Here is a 20371-nt window from a genome sequence, read left to right on the forward strand (position 1 = left end):
GTGGTGATTGAGCATAATCTGGATGTTATCAAAACAGCAGACTGGATTATTGATATGGGACCTGAAGGCGGTGCACGTGGTGGAGAAGTGTTGGCTGTGGGTACCCCAGAAGAGGTGGCAGAACATCCACTTTCTTATACCGGTAAATATTTAAAACCCTTATTGAACTTATGAGTCTAGAACAAGAAATCAAACTTCAGGTCACCCAGGCTGAGTCTCTTCTGTTACATGAAATAGACTGGCTCAAAAAACGTTTGATCCAAGATGTGTATCAGCAGCATTTATTGAGCACCTATTTTGATACGGCTGATAAAGCCTTGATGAACTTTGGTGTGGGTCTGAGATTGCGTCAAATCGGTGAACAGTGGCTGCAAACGGTGAAATGCAGTGGAAAAGCTAGTTCTGGTTTGCATGAACGTCAGGAGTGGGAGCATGAATTAGCGGCTCCGGAATTTGATATTGAGCGTCTGGCTGAAACCGCTATTGCGTCATTACTGGAGCAGGAGCAGATATGGAATGCTATCCAGCCAGTATTCACCACAGAGTTTGAACGTGATGTTTGGTTGTTAGCTTTGGATAATGACACCGTGGTTGAACTGGCTTATGACCGAGGCGAAGTCAGAGCCGGTGATAAACAAACGGCGATTCATGAAATCGAGTTGGAATTAAAACAGGGTGAAATAGACATTTGCCAAAAATTAGCGGATCGGCTGAAGACCGCTCTCCCACTTGAGTACAGCAATATCAGTAAAGCGGGATTGGGTTATGGATTGTCGCAAGATGCTGAAAATTAAAGAATTATTTAGATTTTCTAAGTGACAGACAAAGACCGTTTTGTCTGTTATAGTCGAACCATTGCTTCTATCAGGTTAATGATGATGCAGGGTGATTTCCCGCTTATTGCTCTGTGTTGCTTGTTTTCCCAAGCGAGAAGGAGAATCGACTATGAAGAAAAAGTGGATCGTTGTCGCCGAGAGCAGTCGAGCTCGGATCTTTTCTGTTGAGAGTCGGACTAGTCCACTCAAGGAAATTGATGACATGGTCAACACTGCCAGTCGGGCACATAATCAGGATTTAGTATCTGATGAGCCTGGACGGGGTTTTGATAGTTATGGTTCTGGGGGGCGTCATGCCATGGAGTCCAGAACAGAGCCGAAAAAACAGGAAATGCAGATGTTTGCTCATGACGTAAGTGAACGTCTGGAAAGCGCTCGCCGAACCGGTGATGTCAACGACCTGGTTTTGATTTCCCCGCCAAGTTTCCTGGGGGCTCTCAAGCAGCAAATGGGTGAAGTGACACAGAAATATATCAGTCAAACCATCAACAAAAACTTTATCAATAAAAGCGAACAAGAAATCCGTCGTTATTTATTTCAATAAACTCTTGATTAAGCCGGCAACATTTGTTGCCGGCTTTTTTATCTTGTCGATAAACCGCGACCGGTTTCAAACTTCCAGGTACGAATCACCGTAAGCATATCGTTATTTTTCAACACATCTTTAGGTATAGCAGCATAAGGCGCACCCAGTCGGACGATTCTGACCGCGGCATCATCCAATACTTTATGCCCTGATGACCGTGACACGACGATGCCTCCCGCAGGTACACTGCCATCCGGATTAATATCTACAGATAGCATCAGGCTGCCACTCAGGCCTTTTTGCCTAGCTTCCTGAGGGTAGTTCATATTACCGATGCGCTCGACTTTCATTTCCCAGGCTTTCATATAGGCGGCGGCGGCAAACTCTTTGGTCGAGGCTGAAATACGTCGCTTTTTAGGTCTTTCACTTAACGCCTTGGTACTTTTATCGAGTTTTTCCTGAAGCTCACTTATTTCACTTCTTGCCTGCATCATCAAATCACGGGCAGAAATTTCGGGCTTAGCCACTTCTTCCGGTTCCGCCTCAGTTTCAGCAGCGATTTCCGCTGTCTCAGTTTTTTCTACCTTGCGCTCCGCTTTTTCCTGAGTGAGCTTTTTCACTGGCTTCTCTGGTTTCGGCACAGGCTTTGCATTAGGTTGAGGTTTGGGTTTTTGCACCTCAGGTTTCGGCTCGACCACCTTTGGCTCTGGCGGTGTTGGTTCTGGTGCTGGTGGTTGAACGGCGACGGTTTCCGTCTCGGTAACCGTTTCTGTTTTTTGCACTGGCGGTGGTGCCGAAGGTTGGTCTTCAGTTAGCGGTACAAGTATGTCTTTTGTAGGCACTGGGGTAGGCGTATCAAGTTCCCCCCCGCCTTCATTATTTGCCTGAGCCAGAAAGTCCGCTTCTTCTGGCTTGATTTTGTCTTGTTGTTTCACCAGCGTGATATCAAGATTGTTCGCTGGTGCGTTGGTGGGCTTAGAAAACACATCAAAGCTCACACCCAGCACAATCACCAGATGCAGGATGACTGAAAACAGCAGAGTAAAAATGAGTCGATCTGATGATGCGCTGGTTGCCATAGCTATGGAGTCGTTGTTGAGCCTATTTCACGTAAAATCGGTTGAGTTGATTTGTCAGTAAAATGAATTTTTTTCTGCATGGACGGGGTCATTTCAACTTGACCATCGGCACGAACAATCATCACTTCCTTAATACCCATTGAGGCGGCAATTTCCGGCCAGTCTTTACCGGCCACAATTAATGCTGTCGCTGCGGCATCAGCACGGGCGGCTTGCTGGTGAATCACTGTCGCAGAAATATTATCGCGTGCGGGGTAACCGGTTCTTGGATCCAGAATATGAGGGTAGCGTTTGCCCTCATAGGTAAAGAAACGTTCATAGTCACCGGAAGTAAATACACTTTCGTCACCGGATACGGCTACAGAGGCGAGCATAGCGCCTTCTTTACGAGGATGGCGGATACCAATGACCCAGGGGCGGTTGCCATGTTTACCGATAGCGCGTAAATCACCACCAATATTGATAATGGCGTTATTCACGCCTTGTTTTCTCAGGGCATCAATGGCGGCATCAACCGCAGTGCCTTTAGCAAAACCACCAAACCCCAGTTTAACCTTCGAATTGTCACTGGTCAGAATATTGTCCTTAATATGGATATCATCCATGGTGGGGGCCGCTTTTAACCAAGCGTCGATTTTATCTTGAGCAGGCGGTGGGCGTGACTCAAACCAGTCATCACGATGGTAACCCCACAGTTCAAATAATTTACCGGCAGCCGGATTAAACAGGTTATGACTTTCCTTGGCATAGGTGGCTGCCTCTTCAATAACCGTGGCCACTTCTGGTTTGATTTCGACTGGTTCGCCGTTTGCAATTGCTTTATTGATACGGGTTAATGTGCTGGGTTTCCATGCATGCCAGGTTTCATTAATGTTATCGAAGGAGTCTTCCAGATCGGTCACTGTTTTCTCGGCAGTGTCAGCATCCACACCGTAAAGACTGACATCAATTTCAGTGCCGAAGGCATAAAATTTTGCCTGGCGAGCAGCTTCTTCCTGTTCGCCGCAAGCTGTGAGTAATAAGGTCGTTAAGATAAATAAAAGGGGTATCAGTTTCATGGTAGAAGTTTGTCTATTGCAGTCATAAGATCGGCACCAATATTGATGCCAAATTGTCGATCAAGTTCACGGATACAGGTCGGACTAGTGACATTTATTTCGGTCAGATAATCACCAATCACGTCGAGCCCGACAAAAATTAAGCCTTTTTCGCGTAGTTTGGGGCCAACCTGCTCGCAGATCCAACGATCCCTGTCAGTCAGTGGCCGACCTTCGGCTCGCCCACCTGCAGCAAGGTTGCCGCGCGTTTCACCTTCAGCTGGGATGCGGGCCAGGGCGTAAGGCACCGGCTCACCATTTATCAACAGAATACGTTTGTCGCCGTCTTTGATTGCCGGCAAATACTTTTGCGCCATGACCGAACGTTTTCCATGTTCTGACAGCGTTTCGACGATAACTGAGAAATTAGGATCGCCCTGATTGATGCGAAATATCGACGCACCACCCATGCCATCAAGCGGTTTAAGAATAATATCGCCATGCGTTTGCTGGAAATCTTTTATCAGATGTTTCTGGCGTGTCACCAGAGTGGGAGGACAGCATTGCGGAAACCAGGCGGTAAAGAGTTTTTCATTGGCATCACGCAGGCTTTGTGGATCATTGATAATAAGCACGCCATTAGCCTGAGCTTGTTCCAGCAAATAAGTGCTGTAGATATATTCCATATCAAATGGCGGATCTTTACGCATCAATATGGCTTCTACATCAGTGATGGGTCGAGTGACTTTTTCACCCAGTTCAAACCAGTGCTGCGGGTCATCAAACACGCGAAGACTGCGCATTTCAGCAAAAACTTTTCCCTCAGATAGAAAAAGGTCTTGCTGTTCCATATATAAAATCTGCCAGTCTCGCTGCTGCGCGGCTAGCATCATCGCAAGACTACTGTCTTTTTTGGTATTAATCCGATCGATCGGATCCATAACGATGCCAATGGTTCGTTGCATAGTCACTCTCATGATTGCCTGACTCAGGTGGTGAATTGTACCTGAATGGTGACAATGGAGTGGCGAGGAAAATGTGTGCTTAGGCTTTCTCGTATCAGATTTATCTGCTGTCGACCTCTACAGTCAGCTCTGTATTCGCTATAATCCCGTATGTTTTGACTTTGGATTGTGAAATCGAGCTAATGACTAAGACAGCGGTGATGAAGGCGGAAACGCCAAGAACCTTTCAGGAACTGATCCTCAGGCTGCAACAGTACTGGGCTGAGCAGGGCTGTGTGCTTCTCCAACCTTACGATATGGAAGTCGGTGCAGGGACATTCCATCCAGCGACATTTTTGCGCGCGATTGGCCCTGAACCATGGAGTGCTGCTTATGTTCAGCCTTCACGTCGTCCGACCGATGGTCGCTATGGCGAAAACCCAAATCGTCTCCAACACTATTACCAGTTTCAGGTCGTTTTAAAACCGTCACCTATCAACATTCAGGAACTCTATTTAGGCTCTCTGGAAATGCTGGGGCTGGATACTGCTATTCATGATGTGCGTTTTGTCGAAGATAACTGGGAATCACCGACCCTCGGTGCATGGGGGCTTGGTTGGGAAGTATGGTTGAACGGTATGGAAGTCACACAGTTCACCTATTTCCAACAGGTGGGGGGACTCGAATGTCGACCCGTCACCGGTGAAATTACCTACGGTCTGGAACGTATAGCCATGTACCTGCAAGGTGTGAGCAGTGTCTATGACTTAATCTGGGCTGATGGTCCTATGGGTAAAGTCACTTATGGTGACGTGTTCCACCAAAACGAAGTCGAAATGTCGACTTACAACTTCGAACATGCCGATGTGGACAGTTTATTCACCACATTCGATACCTGTGAACGCGAAAGTCAGCGCATGATAGAAGCAGGTTTACCTCTGCCTGCCTATGAGTTGGTACTAAAAGCGTCACACACATTTAATTTACTAGATGCAAGAAAAGCCATTTCCGTGACAGAAAGACAGCGATTTATCCTCCGTGTCCGTACTTTGGCCAGAGCCGTTGCTCAGGCGTATTACGACAGACGTGAGTCATTAGGTTTCCCAATGGTTCAGTCAGCAGATAAGGAGGTGCAATCATGAGTCAGGCATATCAGGATCTGCTTATCGAATTAGGTACAGAAGAATTACCACCAAAAGCATTGCTGAAATTAAGTCAGGCGTTTCAACAGGGTGTTGAGCAGGGGCTAAAAAGTGCTGAGTTAAGCTTTGATGTAATTCGTGCCTACGCGACCCCAAGACGTTTGGCCTTGGTGATTTCGAAGTTACAAACCCAGCAAGACGATTTAACAGTAGAACGCCGTGGACCGGCTGTGACGGCGGCATTTGACGAAGATGGTAACCCGACCAAAGCGCTACAAGGCTTTGCTCGCTCTTGTGGTGTGGATGTCGATGATTTAGAAACCATGCAGACGGATAAAGGCGCGTGGCTAATTTTTAAACAACAACAAAAAGGCGCTGAAACCGCCAGTTTGCTGCCAGAGATTATTCAACAATCACTCAACGCTTTACCGATTCCCAAGCGTATGCGTTGGGGAGACTTGCCTGGCGAGTTTGTCCGGCCTGTGCATTGGTTGGTGGTATTGCTGGGCGATGATGTCGTTCCCGTCAATTTGTTAGGGTTGAATTCAGACCGCTTCACGGTCGGTCACCGTTTCCACCATCCACAGCCTATCCGAATTAGTACACCGATGACTTATGCGCCACAACTGGAAAGCGAAGGTCACGTAATGGTCGACTATGAAGCCAGAAAACAGGCGATTCACGGACAAGTCAATGAATTGGCGGCCAGCCTCGGTGGTGATGCTGTGATTAATCCGGATCTGCTCGATGAAGTGACGGGATTAGTGGAATGGCCAGTAGCTCTGGCAGGTAACTTTGACCCGCGTTTTCTGGAATTACCCGCTGAAGCGTTGATTTCTTCAATGGAAGGTCATCAGAAATATTTTGCTGTACGGGCGAAAAACGGTGATTTATTACCGCATTTCATCACCATCTGTAATATCGCCAGTCAGGATCCGGCACAAGTGATTGCTGGCAATGAACGTGTGATTTTGCCGCGCTTGAGCGATGCCGCGTTTTTCTGGGAAACCGATCGTAAATTGCCACTGGCACAACGTCAGGAACAATTAAAAACCATCGTGTTCCAGAATAAGCTTGGAACGGTTTATGACAAGTCTCAGCGTGTTGCAGCCATAGCCGCCAGTATTGCCCAGCAGATGGGAAGTGAGGCTCAATTAGCAGAGCGTGCTGCGTTATTAGCCAAATGTGATCTTGTTACAGAGATGGTTGGTGAATTCCCAGAGCTACAGGGCATTATGGGCCGTTATTACGCGCAATTGGATGGTGAGCATGCCGATGTCGCTGAAGCGCTGGATGAGCAATATCGTCCACGTTTTGCCGGTGATGATTTGCCTCAAACGGCTAGCGGTATTGCTGTCAGTCTGGCTGAAAAGTTGGATACCATAGTGGGATTGTTTGGTATTGGGCAGCCACCTTCAGGTGTGAAAGACCCGTTTGCTTTACGCCGGGCTGCTTTAGGTGTGCTGCGGATTATTATCGAAAATCAGTTATCGCTTGATCTGTCTCGTTTAGTCACAGAAGCGGCAAATAACTTTGTTGATATCCTGACTGAAGATGAGGTGACAACGCAGGTTATGCAGTATTTTTACGACCGTTTGCGTGGTTATGTTATCGATCAAGGCGCTAAAGCCGATGAGTACGAGTCAGTGCTGGCAGTATCACCAACGCAACCTCTGGACTTTATGCAGAGAATGAAGGCGGTGGCTGAATTTAGAAAACTGGAACAAGCTGAGTCTCTGGCCGCCGGTAATAAACGTATTGGTAATATCTTACGTAAAAATGAGGCTGAGCAGGAAGGCTTGAGTGTTGATACAAACTTATTAGCCGAACCTGCCGAAAAAGCATTGGCCGATCAGGTTGTGGCTGCACAACATGCGTTGAAACCACTCTATTCAGCTTCTGATTATGCGGGTGTTTTAAATTATCTCGCCGGCATGCGTGAAACCATCGATGCTTTTTTTGAGCAAGTCATGGTAATGTCTGATGACGAGGCAGTAAGAAACAATCGCTTAGCCTTACTCAATCAAACCCGGGCACTATTTCTGGGCGTTGCCGATATTTCCTGCTTGCAGGAGTAACAGGAGCAATTATGTCGCTGATTATTCTGGACCGAGATGGCGTCATTAATCATGATTCGGATGATTTTATAAAAAATCCGGCAGAATGGGAGCCGATTGAAGGCAGCCTCGAAGCGATTGCTCGCTTAAATTATGCGGGATACCGGGTGGTGGTGATTACCAATCAGTCGGGTATCGCGCGTGGTTTATTTGATGTGGAAACCTTAAATCGTATTCATAGCAAAATGCGTCGGATGCTGGCTCAGGTCGGCGGCAAAATTGAGGCGATCATGTTTTGTCCTCATGGTCCGGAAGATGACTGTCAGTGTCGTAAACCTCAGAACGGTTCGTTTGTGGATTTAGCTCATCGTTTACGAGTGAATCTGGAAAATGTGCCTGCAGTGGGGGATTCCTTACGTGATATTCAGGCAGCGATGTTGTCACAAGCCCGACCTATCTTGGTCAAAACCGGCAAAGGTGAACGAACCCTGGCTGCAGGCATTCCGGATGGTGTTGAGGTTTATGAAGATTTGGCGAGTGTCGCCACGGCCCTATTAGAACGCAAACTGCAATGATCTATATTCGCTCCACTATTTTCTTTATTTTTCATACTGTTACAGCCGTATTGTTTTCCTGTTTAGGCGTTCTGTTATGGCCATTACCGTTTAAATGGCGTTATGCCGTGGTCAGCCAGTGGGCGAAATCCAATATCTGGCTATTGGACAAAATTTGTCAGGTAAAGCTTGAGGTCGAAGGTCGCCAAAATATAGGCGATGAGCCCGCTGTGATTATTTGTAAACATCAATCCTCATGGGAAACGCTGGCATTACAGGCTGTTTTTCCGCCTCAGGTGTGGGTATTGAAACGTGAATTATTCTGGATTCCGTTTTTTGGTTGGGGGCTAGCTTCTCTAAACCCTATTGCTATAGACCGCAAAGCTGGGAGAAAAGCGCTGAATCAAGTGATAGAACAAGGCTTGGATCGGTTAAGCTCTGGTGCCTGGGTGGTTATTTTTCCTGAAGGCACAAGAATAGCGAAAGGTTATATTGGTCGCTTTGGTATTGGCGGTGCCAGACTTGCAAAAGAAACCGGATATCCTGTTATTCCGGTGTGTCATGATGCCGGTAAATCATGGCCTAAACATGGGTTTTTGAAATACCCCGGTGTGATAAAAATGACGATAGGCAAAAAGATGGCTACTGATAGCCTCTCTGCAGCCGAGTTAAATCAACAGTTGTTTGACTGGATGGAACTGCAACAGACCAAACTGGAAGGGAAGAAACCGATGCTTCTGGATAAAAAGAAAGAACAATAAGGTGGCGACTGTGGCGAGAGCAGAAGGCATTTTACGAGTACTAATTATTGATAGTTCTTTGACGGATGCAGACGTGATTGTCAATGTGCTGCGTAGTGCTGGTCATGCTGTGCGGGCGACAAGGGAAGATAAGCCTGCCGCGATTGAAAAATTGTTATCAGCCCAGAATTGGGAACTCATCTTATGCCGCGAGCATGTCGCTGATGTCCAGCCGATGGATATCCTCAATCTGATTCAACATTTAGATAAAGATTTGCCTTGTATCATCATTACCGATGATAAAACACATGAAGCTGACTATTTCACAACAAACGCGAAAGATATTGTGTTGTTTGAGGATAAACAGCGCCTGCAATTTGTGATTAATCGTGAGATTGATAACCTTTTCATAAGACGTCTGGCACGACGTAATGAACGAGCGCTCAGAGAGAGTGAGAAGCGCTCCAAAACGCTTTTAGATAGCTCCAGAGATGCTGTCGCTTATATGCATGAAGGAATGCATATTTATGTTAACCAGGCCTACTTAAACTTATTTGGTTATCACGAATCTGAGGATGTTGCCGGATTACCTATTCTGGATTTATTTAGTGCAGATGATCATCCTAAGTTTAAAGCCGTGTTCAGGCAATTTACGGAACAACCTGATGCGCCCCCGGTAACCCTCATGGGTAATGGTCTTACAGCTGAGGGTGTTACGTTTAAAGCAGAAATTCAGTTCAGTCATGCCCGGGTAGAAGGCGAGGATTGCACACAGGTTGTAATTCGTGATGATACGGTAATCAATGAGCAAACAGCGCCTGTGGTCACGCTTATTGATGAGCATGATCAGCTCACCGGCTTATACAACCGTAGCCGCTTTATTGATGAGTTGGAAAAAACGGTTCGTCGTGCTGCTGAGGGTGAAGGTGATGCACAGCTTTTATATCTGACATTGGATGACTTTTTATCCATTAAAGAAAAAGTAGGATTAGGTACCAGTGAAGTTATTCTAAAAAGTGTCTCTGACTTGTTACAGAATAATCTTGCTGAACATGAAGTTATTGGTCATTACGGTGACCAGGTATTTACGATAATTGTTCCTCATCATGATGACGCCTATATTGATGAGCGAGCTGAATCTTTCCGCAGAACTATTGATGATTATGTGTCGCATGTGGCGGGTAAAACGATTGATTTACACTGTAGTGTTGGTATCGCCCGAATCAATGAAAGTCAGCTAACGGCTGAGGCTGTATTGGAAAATGCAGATAGAGCGGCGATGAAAGCACAGCATGCGGGTGGTAATCAGGTGATGCGTTTTCATGCTCAAAGCAGTGAAATTGAACAACAGTCCAGCGAAGTCTGGCACAAACAGCTGCAAACAGCACTGCAGGAAGATAAGTTCACTTTGTTTTATCAACCTATTGTGAGTTTACATGGCGAAGAACAGGAATTTTATGAGGTCTTGCTCCGACTTCAGGTGAATGATGAATTTATTGCTGCGGATAAATTTATTCATCATGCCGTTCAGTTAAAAATGATGACGGAAATTGATAAATGGGTAATTCGAAGTGCGTTAAAGGCATTAACCATTCATCGTCAACGGTTTCCTAAAACACGCTTCTTTATCAAGTTATCTGAACAAAGTCTGCATGAAGAAGCTTTTGTTGATTGGTTGTCTGCGTCATTATCCGCTCAACAGCTGACAGCTCGGTCTCTCATTTTTGAAGTAAGTGAGACAATGGCGATTGATAATGTTGAGCAAGTGAGTCATGTTATCGAGCGTTTACAGAGTTTAGGCTGTGAGTTTGGTCTGGAACATTTCGGCTCCGGCATCGATTTCTCCAATAGTCTGAAAGCGTTTAATGTCGATTATTTAAAGATCAACGGCACGTTTGTCGAAAATATGGCACATGATGCTGAAAATCAGGCGGCTGTTAAAGCGATTATTGAGATGACAAAAGAAGCGGGTAAACGCTCGATCGCTGAGTTTGTATCTGATGCTAATAGTCTAGCTCTATTGTGGCGTTTAGGCGTAGATTATGCCCAAGGCTATTATATTCATGAACCGTCAGCAGAGATGAACTATAACTTTGAAGATGATGAGCTTTAACGTAAAAAAAGCCGGGCTTGCCCGGCTTTTTTATTGATCATTATCGGTTTCCACGTAAGGCGTTGATGCGCTCTTCTAACGGTGGATGCGTCATAAATAATGCTGACAGACCGCCGCCTTTGCCTCCGGAGATGCCCATAGCGTGAAGCTGATCAGGTAATGGTTCGGTTGATGTGCCTGCTAAGCGTTGCAGTGCGGCCACCATCTTGGGAGCGCCGACCAGACTGGCAGCACCGGCATCAGCTCTGAATTCACGCTGACGGCTGAACCACATCACGATGATACTCGCCAGAATACCAAGCACTAGCTCGGCAATAATTGAAGTGATCCAGAATGCCGGGCCATGGCCACGTTCTACCTTAAATACGGTTCTATCGACGAGATGACCAATGACGCGAGATAAAACAATAACAAAGGTGTTCACGACACCCTGAATTAAGGCCATTGTCACCATATCCCCGTTAGCGATATGGCTTACCTCATGAGCCAGTACGGCTTCTACTTCATCCTGAGTCATGGATTGCATAAGACCTGTGCTTACGGCAACAAGTGCATTATTTTTGTTCGCACCGGTTGCGAAGGCATTCGGTTGTGGAGAGTTGTAGATAGCGACTTCTGGCATACCAATATTCGCTTGTTGTGCTAAGCGTTTAACGGTATTGACCAGCCAGCGTTCGGTGTCATTTTTAGGTTGCTCAATGACCTGGGCGCCTGTCAGATGTTTAGCTGTCCATTTTGAGATAAGCAGCGAAATGATCGAGCCACTGAAACCAATAACGGCTGCATAGATAATCAAGGCATTCATATCAAGGCCTGCACCTTGCTCATCCAATAGACTGTCAATGCCCAGCAATCTCATTGTAATGCTTAATACGGCGAGTACAGCTATATTAGTGCCAAGAAAAAGTAATATGCGTTTCATGCATTCAATCCTGTCTTAATGAGTCATGGTTAATATGGGTAGAGTCCCTGCTATTTTCAAGCAGGATAAAGACAATTTTTCACTATCTCAGTTTCCAGTTGATGACGAATATTCTGGCACGCATGTTCGAACTCAGTATCGATGACTAATGTACAGATAGGTTGACCTGAATGAATCATCTGCTGGTCAGAAGGAATATCGTGAGCCTGAGGTGGCCAGTTTGCTTTTTCACGAACACGATAATTTTTATCAGCAAACAAGTAAGATAATGTTCGTATGCTATGTTTTTGTATGTCTTGATAAGCTAGATTATCTGCCTGGGTGCTCATACAAGCCTGAATATGTCTGCGTAAAATATCACCTGAGTTGGAATAGAGTTCTGCTGAGGCAGATAGCCTTGGATTCAATTCAAGAATGTAGATATTGTCTGCCTCATCGATTAGAAAATCGAGACTGCCAAACCCTTTAAAACCCGTTGCTGTAATCAGTTGCTGTAACGCTGTGCTTACTTTTTGTTGTGAAGATGGATTGAGAGCAATCTGGTTAGTAAGCTGTTGTAAGGTGAAGGTGTGTTTGTCATGAATCTGTTCATTAAAACCAAGGACTGAAGCAGCCTTTCCATCAGCAATAAAGCTTACTGAAGCAGATTTACCTTCGATATATTCCTGGAAAATCACCTGTTCATCAGAGTAAAGATTGGAGTGTTTAATATGTGTTCCCCCACAACTCTTCATATCCTTACTGAGCCAGCGCCTTTTATTTTTGTCTGGAGGGCTGATGAGGTGAGTTTCAGGATAAGGAATACCTAGTCTGTCGAGTAATGGAAAAAACTGATCAGCTGAGCGTAGTTGTTCAAAAGTATGGAAGGTATTGCCTAATGGTTGAATATGAGGGGGTAACTGTTCCAGAACAGGGTAAAAACGTTCGATTCCAGCGCCACAAATCAACATACACGGCTGCTGTTGGCTCAGAGAATCAAGCGATGAGAGCAAGGAGGCTATTGTGAGTTTATCTAACGAAGGTAAGCGAAGTAATCGATCGGAAACGCGCTGGGTATCTGTATCTGCAAAACAGTCCGCAACCCAGGTCTGGTAACCGAGTTGGGCCGCGGACTGTGCAATAAATCGAGCAGTTTGCGCAAATATGAGTAAAGGTAACTGCTCTTGTGGCATAGCCTGACTGTGTTAAACCAGTTTACGCGCACCTTCAAAAGCATTACGAAAATCAAGATATACAGGTTTTTCTGATTCTAGGGTTTCTCTCAGTAAAGCTTGCTGTAATTTGTATTTGACATCACCAATAGCCAAGGCTCCAATCCCTACTGCATCAGGTGAATTCGTAGCATGAGCCAGAGGTGCACCAAAGTCCATTAATTTAACACCTTCAATACCCAGAGGTGAAACCGCGTTTACATCACCAGCGACTTTGAGTTTTGTCGCATCACGAAGTACAGAAGCATTCAACACTTGAACACCGGCTTTTGCCGCACAGAAAACGATATCTGCATCAGATAATAGACGAGCCTTGTCAGCATCAGATGCTGCCGTTGTTCCACGTAAATCTACGCCATAACGTTTTTTAGCTTCTGCTGCAAATTCAAGTGCTGTATCAATAGAAAAGTGATCAACAATCGCTGTTTCAGCGCCTTGGAGTGCAGCAATGACTGCTGTGGCAATACCTACTGGACCTGTTCCACCAAATACAACAGCTTTAGCACCTTTTAACTCTTGCTGAAATTTGCTTTTTAGTTCACGTTCGACACAAGCAACTAAAGCTGCTGCGGTGGTAAATGCACCACTTGGGTCAGCAAATACCGAAATTTCAAATGGAGGTACCATCGATTTTTTGGCTGAATCCAGCATGTCCATGGCTAATCCGATATCACGGCCACCAATGAACATTCCTGTTTTTTTCACGCCAGAAGGGCCACGGGAAAAGATAGCGTCTTGAGTTAATCCTGCGACTTCACTCAACTCAACGTGCGAGTATGGAATGAGTACATCATAACCAGCGTCTAACGCCATGTTAATGTCAAAAGGGCTGTTATGCTTCATTGGATTGAGCATGTGAATAATCGAACGTTTGGACATAATTAATCCTTATAATAAAATCAAATTACGGCTGGAGTTGTGATAATAGCCACACTTACATAGAGGATTCAATAACTGCACCATGATTATCAGCAGATGTCTGAATAAAGATGGGTGCGTTACCATACGAAAAAGCGGTTTTGGCAAACTGAGTAAGATGCTCGATTAATTGTTTTGCCTTAGCCTCATTTTCGACAAAGATACAGCCAGTTGGTCCCCATGAGCTCTGTGCTACTCCTGAATGGCCTAATCTTTGTGCTTCTAATAAGCAAGATTCAACTCGCTTGCTGGTATATCTTCCACCCTGTGCTTTTGCAAAATGGTCACCAATTAAAGCTTGAATATCGGTGACTGCTTTGCCAAAGTCATCACAAGACTTCTCTATGAGTGCAGGTAACAAACACATCAATGTCAAATGGCTAATTAATCGTGCATTTTCTTGGGGGAAAATAGGTAATTCATGGAAAGCTTGTACCTCGGCAGTGCCATGTATACCTTGGTGATGAGGATCCATAACCAATACTATTTTCCAGTCTGCCGGATAATCTATATGAGCCAGAATAGGAGGTACAGTCTGGTTTGGTTTTAATCCACCATCAATGACAAAACCACCATGGTCAAACGTAGCAATGCCGATACCTGAGCGTTTCCCCCTACCTAGCTGCTTTGCGATAGAAGGTGTGGAGATTGATATACCATGAAATTTGGCAAGGGCCGTACCCACAGTTAAGGCCAGTTGTGTCCCAGACCCCAGACCTGAGTGCTCAGGAATGGTTTGTTTTACACAAATATTGATGCATCGGTTTGCGGAAGGAATCTGACTACCGATACTTTCATAAAAACGTTCGCAAATTTGTCTGATTTTCAGTTTCAAATTATCCGTTAAGTCTTCACCTTGAATAAGGAAGTTCTCAGCGGGAGATATTTGAATGATGGTGTGATGGCTATTGATCGCCACGCCGATACTACCGAACTTGCGACCAATTTCAGCATTTAAATCAAGAAATCCCAGATGGAGCCTAGCCGGAGCCTGAACGGTAACAGATGACATTGCCGTCAGGCTTTCAGCTTCAGCAGTTTGTTGTTTCACTGTTCGTTATCAATCTTGCAGGCAATGTCGTAAATAGTGGTTTCATCCAAAAAGGCATCATTACTTTCAAAAAGTGAAGCGATAGCGCCACGGTGGACTTTCATTTTGAAGTTACCAATTGCGATAGCGCCGTAGTAACGCATGCCATTTTTCTCTGTGCCATTATCCATCACTTCCATACCTGCCACACCGAGGGGAGGTACAGCGTTAACATCTGCAACAACTTCAATGGAGTTATTGTTTTCCAGTGCCATTTCCGGGACAACACATACACCAGCCGGGCCGGCAGCAATCACAACATGAGCATCAGATAAGACACGTTTAACAGCTTCATCACTGCGTGTTTCACCTGGAAGAACCTCAACACCGTAATGTTCTTTCATTTCCTTGACGGTCGCTTTACTTCTTTCCATGCTGCGGCACGTTAAAGTCACTTGTTTTGCACCTTCTCTGAGCATATAAAGTGCAGTACGTTGGCCAACAGGGCCTGAACCTAAAATAACAACGTTTTTATCTTTCACATCGTAATCTGTCAGGACTTTTCGGGCGATAGCCGCGGCAGTGGTATTTGAGCCGTTAGGATCAAGCATAACCGATACGCTGACTGGACCAAAAAACGCTTTTTTAACTGCTTTACCAACCAGATCGCTGGCAGGGACATTTGAGCCACCGATGAAAATCGCGCTATTTTTTAAGTTTTTACCGCCACGAGTAAAAATCATGCCGTGAACATGTGGTGTGACATTGTCACGTGTCGCGCCGCCATGAGCAATAATGTTATCGACTCCAGCATCATAAGCCACTGCTTGGTCGAAGGTGCTGGCAACTGGATCGGTATCCAAGTGCAATAACAATTTTTTCATTTGGCTATCTCCCGCCTGTATTAATAGTGTCTGAATGAATAAGAAATTCTACCTGATGTTGCTCTTGTGTGAAAATAAAGCGTTTTTCGTCTATCTGTGATGGCGGAAGATGGTGAACAATTCATGTAATATGTCTACCTAATTCTGTATCAAAATCAGGATATGTGGAACTAAATACTATAAGGCTGAGTCACAACTCATCCAAACAGATGAATAATAATTTATAGGAGAGAACGAATGAAGATTGCTGGAGCTGCTACGTTGTTTGCTACAGGTTTGGCGTTACTGCCAACAATGGCAATGTCCAATGATTTTTCTACGGTAACCCGTGTACATTTTGTGATGGATTGTATGGAAGCTAATCCTAAAATGAATGTTTATGAAGGTGTTCATAAGTGTTCTTGTGTCGCGGATAAAATGGCAGAAGCCTTTTCCGAAAAAGAGTTTGAAGATATTAGTGCTGGCTTTATGTACAAGAACCTTCCTGCTGATAAAGGGGCGGAGTTCAGAGACGACAAAGGCATTAAGAAAGGTTTAAAACTTTTCGAACAAGTGAATGAAACAGCTTATAAAGAGTGTCGTATTCACAATTAATAAATGTTTAAATAAAAAAGGCCGCTTAAGCGGCCTTTTTTATTTGTGGTTCGGTTAAATGTCTTTTTCTATTTCAAACTCTTCTGATTGAGTATCACGTACCTTCGCTTCTAATTTTCCATGCTCTTCGGGTGTGAATGTGAATCGGAGACTTGGGTCTTCACTGATAGATATTCCAGCATCAACACTTATTAATGGTTGACCGTTATAGCTGATATCAATTTTATCCACATAATGTGCCGGTATATATTTACGTGCCTTTTGATCAAATTGTAGTCCGTTATAGTTGGGATGACTGACGATCATCTGCGCCTGAACCGGTTCACCGATGGTTGGTTGACGCATTCTTAGCTGCATTTTGCCTAAACGTGCTAATGCTGCGGCGGCATCTTTTCCAGCAGGAGCACTACAGCCACCAGAGGCTTTCACAAAGCGCGACACCATATATAAACTGCCGTCGTTCATTTCGGCGACAGCGCGAACATAGGTATATTGATCAACTCGCATTCGAGTTGATAAATCCACGCTTCCTAAGTTAGGTGAAAGATGGAACTTTGCCGAGTAAGGCATCGGGTTATTATCAATAAATACGTATATGTTTTCTATGTAGTTATCTTTTGTTTGTGGTTTTAATGATTTTATCGTAATTGGAACAATGGCTGCGTCTTCAGCACGTTTTGGTGCTTCCAAAACTAATACATCATTTGCATCATCTTGTATTGTTTTATCGCCAAAGTAAGTTTGTTTAAGCGTAGGCCATACGGGTTCTTCCGGTGTAGCTGCCATGATCGAGTTACTTATAAGTAAGGCCAAACCCAATAGTGTTATTGCTGATAATCGACTAAACATTTTTCTCTCCCAAATAAGTCGTTATAGTTATTGTAAGATTTTTGAGAAGTTATGTATGGGAAAAGTTCCTTGTTCTGCTTGTGTTCGCTGATATCACGAAATTACTTGGTTAAAACTAGATATCTTTGTTTCCAAAAAAGCACTAGGGCACAGTGACTCTGTAAATATTCGTCCATTGATCTGAATCGCGATATACAGGCGTTCAACTGGTACAATATCGGCCTTTATTGAATCAATCCAGTTGAGAGTTTCTAACATGACTATACGTACCCGTTTTGCACCAAGTCCAACAGGTTATCTACATGTTGGTGGGGCGAGAACAGCCTTGTTTTCCTGGCTTTACGCCCGTAAACATGGTGGTCAATTTGTACTTCGCATTGAAGATACCGATCTTGAACGTTCGACGGCTGAATCTGTACAAGCGATTCTCGATGGTATGTCCTGGTTGGGGCTCGATTATGATGAAGGGCCTTTTTATCAAACTCAACGTTTCGATCGTTATAAAGAAATCATTCAGCAGCTGATGGATCAAGGTGATGCTTATTATTGCTATTGTTCTAAAGATGAATTGGAAGATATGCGTGAAAAGCAACGCGCCAACAAAGAAAAGCCTCGCTATGACGGGCGTTGCAGACATTTAACAGCACCTAAACCTGGCATTGACCCTGTTATTCGTTTCAAAAATCCAACATCCGGCAGTGTTGTGGTGAAAGATATGATTAGAGGTGATGTCGAATTTAAAAATGCTGAGCTGGATGATTTGATTATTGCACGTCCTGATGGCACCCCCACGTATAACTTAACTGTCGTTGTCGACGATATGGATATGCAGATGACCCATGTAATACGTGGTGACGATCATCTCAATAATTCACCCAGACAAATTAATATCTTCAACGCTCTTGGTGCTGAACCACCGAAGTTTGCTCATGTGCCGATGATCCTTGGTGATGATGGTGCCAGATTGTCAAAACGCCACGGCGCGGTAGGTGTCATGAGTTATCGCGATCAAGGTTATCTACCAGAAGCATTATTAAACTATTTAGTGAGACTGGGTTGGTCACATGGTGATCAGGAAGTGTTTTCAATACAAGAAATGATCGAGTTTTTTGATATTGAGGATGTTAATAGAGCAGCTTCTAGTTTTAATACTGAGAAGCTACTGTGGTTGAACCAGCAATATATCAAAAATAGTCCTGCATCCCATATTGCAAAACATTTGGCTTGGCATATGGAGCAACGGTCAGTCGACTTGTCTGCAGGACCTACGCTTGAGCAAATTGCTGAGCTCTATCAGGAACGTGCAAAAACGCTTGTCGAAATGGCTGATAGCAGTATTTTCTTCTATGAAAAAGTCAGCAGCTATGATGAGAAGGCAGCAAAGAAAAACCTGAACCAGACTAGCTTACCTTTGTTGCAAGATATGAAAACACGCTTATCACAAATTACAGATTGGCTTGCTGAACCCATCCATACAGAAATAAAAGTCTGTGCCGAAAAGCATGAAGTAGGTATGGGAAAAGTTGCCCAGCCAATCAGGGTGGCTATCACAGGAAATACAGTGTCACCTTCCTTGGATGTGACACTCGAATTACTGGGTCGTGAGCGCACATTGGAAGCAATCGAACTAGCTATTGACTGGATTCTTAATCAGGACTAAAACAGGACTAAAAACCTGTACCAAGTAAAAAAGATATAAATTTCATCCACTTATGCTTTCGGGAAAAAATTCCCGAAAGTTATAAGTAAAATATCATAAAAAAGATGGGAAATATGCTTGACTAACGTTTTCTTCAAGATTATTGTTGCCCTACGCATGAGGTTCAACACTGAACAATTTTCGTGTCGTATATAACTAGAAAGCAATAAAGAGGAAAACTTTATGAAGCTGAAAACTTTATCAATCGCAATGATGACATTAGCTGTTCCAGGTCTGGCAGTAGCTGATGAATTATTGGAAATGCAAAAAGATGAAAACAACTGGGTTATGCCAGCAGGTAACTATGCGAATACACGTTACTCTGAATTAACACAAATCAACAAAGACAATGTCAAAGATTTAAACATGGCATGGTCTTTCTCAACCGGTGTTTTGCGTGGTCACGAAGGTAACGCTTTGGTTATCGACGGTACTATGTACGTTCACACACCATTTCCAAACATCGTTTATGCGTTGGACTTAAACAACGACGGTGCGATCAAATGGAAATATGAACCCAAACAAAACTACGATGAAACAGTACCTGTTATGTGCTGTGACACGGTTAACCGTGGTTTAAGCTATGGCGATGGAAAAATCTTCCTGAACCAAGCGGATACAACATTAGTTGCTCTGAATGCCGCTGATGGTAGCGTAGTTTGGTCTGACAAACGTGATGATCCAAAACGTGGTGCGACCAGCACTGCAGCAGCTCACGTATTCAAAGATAAAGTCATCGTCGGTATTTCAGGTGGTGAGTTTGGTGTACGTGGTTACGTTCAAGCCTATGACTTAGATGGTAACGTTAAATACAAAGCGTACAGCACGGGTCCTGATGAAGAAATGTTAGTTGATCCAAGCAAAACCATGTCTATGCTGAAACCAGTTGGCAAAGATTCATCTTTGAAAACCTGGCAAGGTGACCAATGGAAAATTGGTGGTGGTACAACATGGGGTTGGTATTCATACGATCCTGATCTGAACATGTTCTACTACGGTAACGGTAACCCATCAACTTGGAACCCGGTTCAACGTCCTGGTGACAACAAATGGTCAATGTCTCTATGGGGTCGTGACTTAGACACTGGTATGGCGAAATGGGTTTACCAAATGACACCATACGATGAGTGGGATTATGATGGTGTTAACGAAGTTGTACTTGTTGATCAAAAACTGCAAGGCAAAATGCGTAAAACCGCTGTCCACTTTGACCGTAACGGTTTTGGTTACACCATG

The 20371-nt window shown here is 44.4% G+C and carries 19 protein-coding genes; 10 read left to right on the forward strand and 9 right to left on the reverse strand.

The window, feature by feature from the left end; translation table 11 throughout:
• Positions 1–170 precede the first annotated feature (170 nt).
• The gene (locus tag B2248_RS02220; protein WP_273183060.1) at positions 171–794 is read left to right on the forward strand and encodes a CYTH domain-containing protein; all 624 of its coding nucleotides are present in this window, start codon (positions 171–173) and stop codon (positions 792–794) included.
• Positions 795–945: 151 nt separating this feature from the next.
• Entirely contained in the window at positions 946–1380 is a 435-nt protein-coding gene (locus tag B2248_RS02225) for a host attachment protein (protein WP_273183062.1), read from the forward strand.
• Positions 1381–1418: 38 nt separating this feature from the next.
• Here B2248_RS02225 and B2248_RS02230 read toward each other — a convergent pair whose 3' ends face one another.
• From B2248_RS02230 to gshB, 3 genes are read right to left on the reverse strand one after another with little or no spacing between them, the layout of a single operon-like run.
• Positions 1419–2441, reverse strand: coding sequence for a TonB family protein (locus B2248_RS02230; RefSeq protein WP_273183064.1), 1023 nt, complete (start codon positions 2439–2441; stop codon positions 1419–1421).
• A 2-nt stretch (positions 2442–2443) separates the two neighbouring features.
• Entirely contained in the window at positions 2444–3499 is a 1056-nt protein-coding gene (locus B2248_RS02235) for an FAD:protein FMN transferase (protein ID WP_273183066.1), read from the reverse strand.
• The gene (gene gshB / locus B2248_RS02240) at positions 3496–4443 is read right to left on the reverse strand and encodes a glutathione synthase (protein ID WP_273183068.1); all 948 of its coding nucleotides are present in this window, start codon (positions 4441–4443) and stop codon (positions 3496–3498) included. Before gshB ends, B2248_RS02235 begins: the two co-directional genes overlap by 4 nt.
• 182 nt (positions 4444–4625) lie before the next feature.
• On the opposite strand from gshB, the gene glyQ reads away from it, so the two are divergent.
• Genes glyQ through B2248_RS02265 form a run of 5 tightly spaced genes read left to right on the forward strand, consistent with a single transcriptional unit; the run spans position 4626 to position 11028 of the window.
• Positions 4626–5564 carry a glycine--tRNA ligase subunit alpha gene (glyQ, locus tag B2248_RS02245; protein ID WP_273183070.1) on the forward strand — a complete coding sequence of 313 codons (939 nt, stop codon included), beginning with the start codon at positions 4626–4628 and terminating at the stop codon, positions 5562–5564.
• Positions 5561–7642 (forward strand): glycine--tRNA ligase subunit beta, encoded by a 2082-nt coding sequence (glyS, locus tag B2248_RS02250; RefSeq protein ID WP_273183072.1) that lies wholly within the window; start codon positions 5561–5563, stop codon positions 7640–7642. Before glyQ ends, glyS begins: the two co-directional genes overlap by 4 nt.
• 11 nt (positions 7643–7653) lie before the next feature.
• Positions 7654–8196 carry a D-glycero-beta-D-manno-heptose 1,7-bisphosphate 7-phosphatase gene (gene gmhB, locus B2248_RS02255; protein ID WP_007144479.1) on the forward strand — a complete coding sequence of 181 codons (543 nt, stop codon included), beginning with the start codon at positions 7654–7656 and terminating at the stop codon, positions 8194–8196.
• Positions 8193–8936, forward strand: a complete 744-nt coding sequence (locus B2248_RS02260; protein WP_273183075.1) for a lysophospholipid acyltransferase family protein — start codon at positions 8193–8195, stop codon at positions 8934–8936. Before gmhB ends, B2248_RS02260 begins: the two co-directional genes overlap by 4 nt.
• Positions 8937–8946: 10 nt before the next feature.
• Positions 8947–11028 carry an EAL domain-containing protein gene (locus tag B2248_RS02265; protein ID WP_007144481.1) on the forward strand — a complete coding sequence of 694 codons (2082 nt, stop codon included), beginning with the start codon at positions 8947–8949 and terminating at the stop codon, positions 11026–11028.
• Between the two features lie 40 nt (positions 11029–11068).
• Here B2248_RS02265 and htpX read toward each other — a convergent pair whose 3' ends face one another.
• From htpX to B2248_RS02290, 5 genes are read right to left on the reverse strand one after another with little or no spacing between them, the layout of a single operon-like run.
• Entirely contained in the window at positions 11069–11950 is an 882-nt protein-coding gene (gene htpX, locus B2248_RS02270) for a protease HtpX (protein ID WP_273183076.1), read from the reverse strand.
• A 56-nt stretch (positions 11951–12006) separates the two neighbouring features.
• Positions 12007–13122 carry an ATP-grasp domain-containing protein gene (locus B2248_RS02275; RefSeq protein WP_273183077.1) on the reverse strand — a complete coding sequence of 372 codons (1116 nt, stop codon included), beginning with the start codon at positions 13120–13122 and terminating at the stop codon, positions 12007–12009.
• Positions 13123–13134: 12 nt separating this feature from the next.
• Positions 13135–14040 carry an NAD(P)-dependent methylenetetrahydromethanopterin dehydrogenase gene (locus B2248_RS02280; RefSeq protein WP_273183078.1) on the reverse strand — a complete coding sequence of 302 codons (906 nt, stop codon included), beginning with the start codon at positions 14038–14040 and terminating at the stop codon, positions 13135–13137.
• 55 nt (positions 14041–14095) lie between these two features.
• A complete protein-coding gene (locus B2248_RS02285) occupies positions 14096–15130 on the reverse strand; it encodes a beta-ribofuranosylaminobenzene 5'-phosphate synthase family protein (protein ID WP_273183080.1) in 1035 nt (344 codons plus the stop codon).
• Positions 15127–15993 (reverse strand): NAD(P)-dependent methylenetetrahydromethanopterin dehydrogenase, encoded by an 867-nt coding sequence (locus B2248_RS02290; protein WP_273183082.1) that lies wholly within the window; start codon positions 15991–15993, stop codon positions 15127–15129. The genes B2248_RS02285 and B2248_RS02290 overlap by 4 nt, the downstream gene beginning before the upstream one ends.
• 237 nt (positions 15994–16230) lie before the next feature.
• Here B2248_RS02290 and B2248_RS02295 point away from each other — a divergent pair, with 237 nt between their 5' ends.
• On the forward strand, positions 16231–16587 hold the full coding sequence (locus B2248_RS02295) for a hypothetical protein (RefSeq protein WP_273183084.1): 357 nt from the start codon (positions 16231–16233) through the stop codon (positions 16585–16587).
• Between the two features lie 54 nt (positions 16588–16641).
• On the opposite strand, the gene B2248_RS02300 is transcribed toward B2248_RS02295, so the two are convergent.
• Positions 16642–17436 (reverse strand): quinoprotein dehydrogenase-associated SoxYZ-like carrier, encoded by a 795-nt coding sequence (locus tag B2248_RS02300; RefSeq protein ID WP_273183086.1) that lies wholly within the window; start codon positions 17434–17436, stop codon positions 16642–16644.
• A 256-nt stretch (positions 17437–17692) separates the two neighbouring features.
• On the opposite strand from B2248_RS02300, the gene gltX reads away from it, so the two are divergent.
• Positions 17693–19096, forward strand: coding sequence for a glutamate--tRNA ligase (gltX, locus tag B2248_RS02305; RefSeq protein WP_273183087.1), 1404 nt, complete (start codon positions 17693–17695; stop codon positions 19094–19096).
• 222 nt (positions 19097–19318) lie between these two features.
• On the forward strand, positions 19319–20371 hold a 1053-nt coding region (locus tag B2248_RS02310), incomplete at its 3' end, for a PQQ-binding-like beta-propeller repeat protein (RefSeq protein WP_286722015.1).

It is taken from the genome of Methylophaga sp. UBA2012, assembly GCF_002335235.1.
Taxonomy (GTDB): Bacteria; Pseudomonadota; Gammaproteobacteria; order Nitrosococcales; family Methylophagaceae; genus Methylophaga; species Methylophaga thalassica.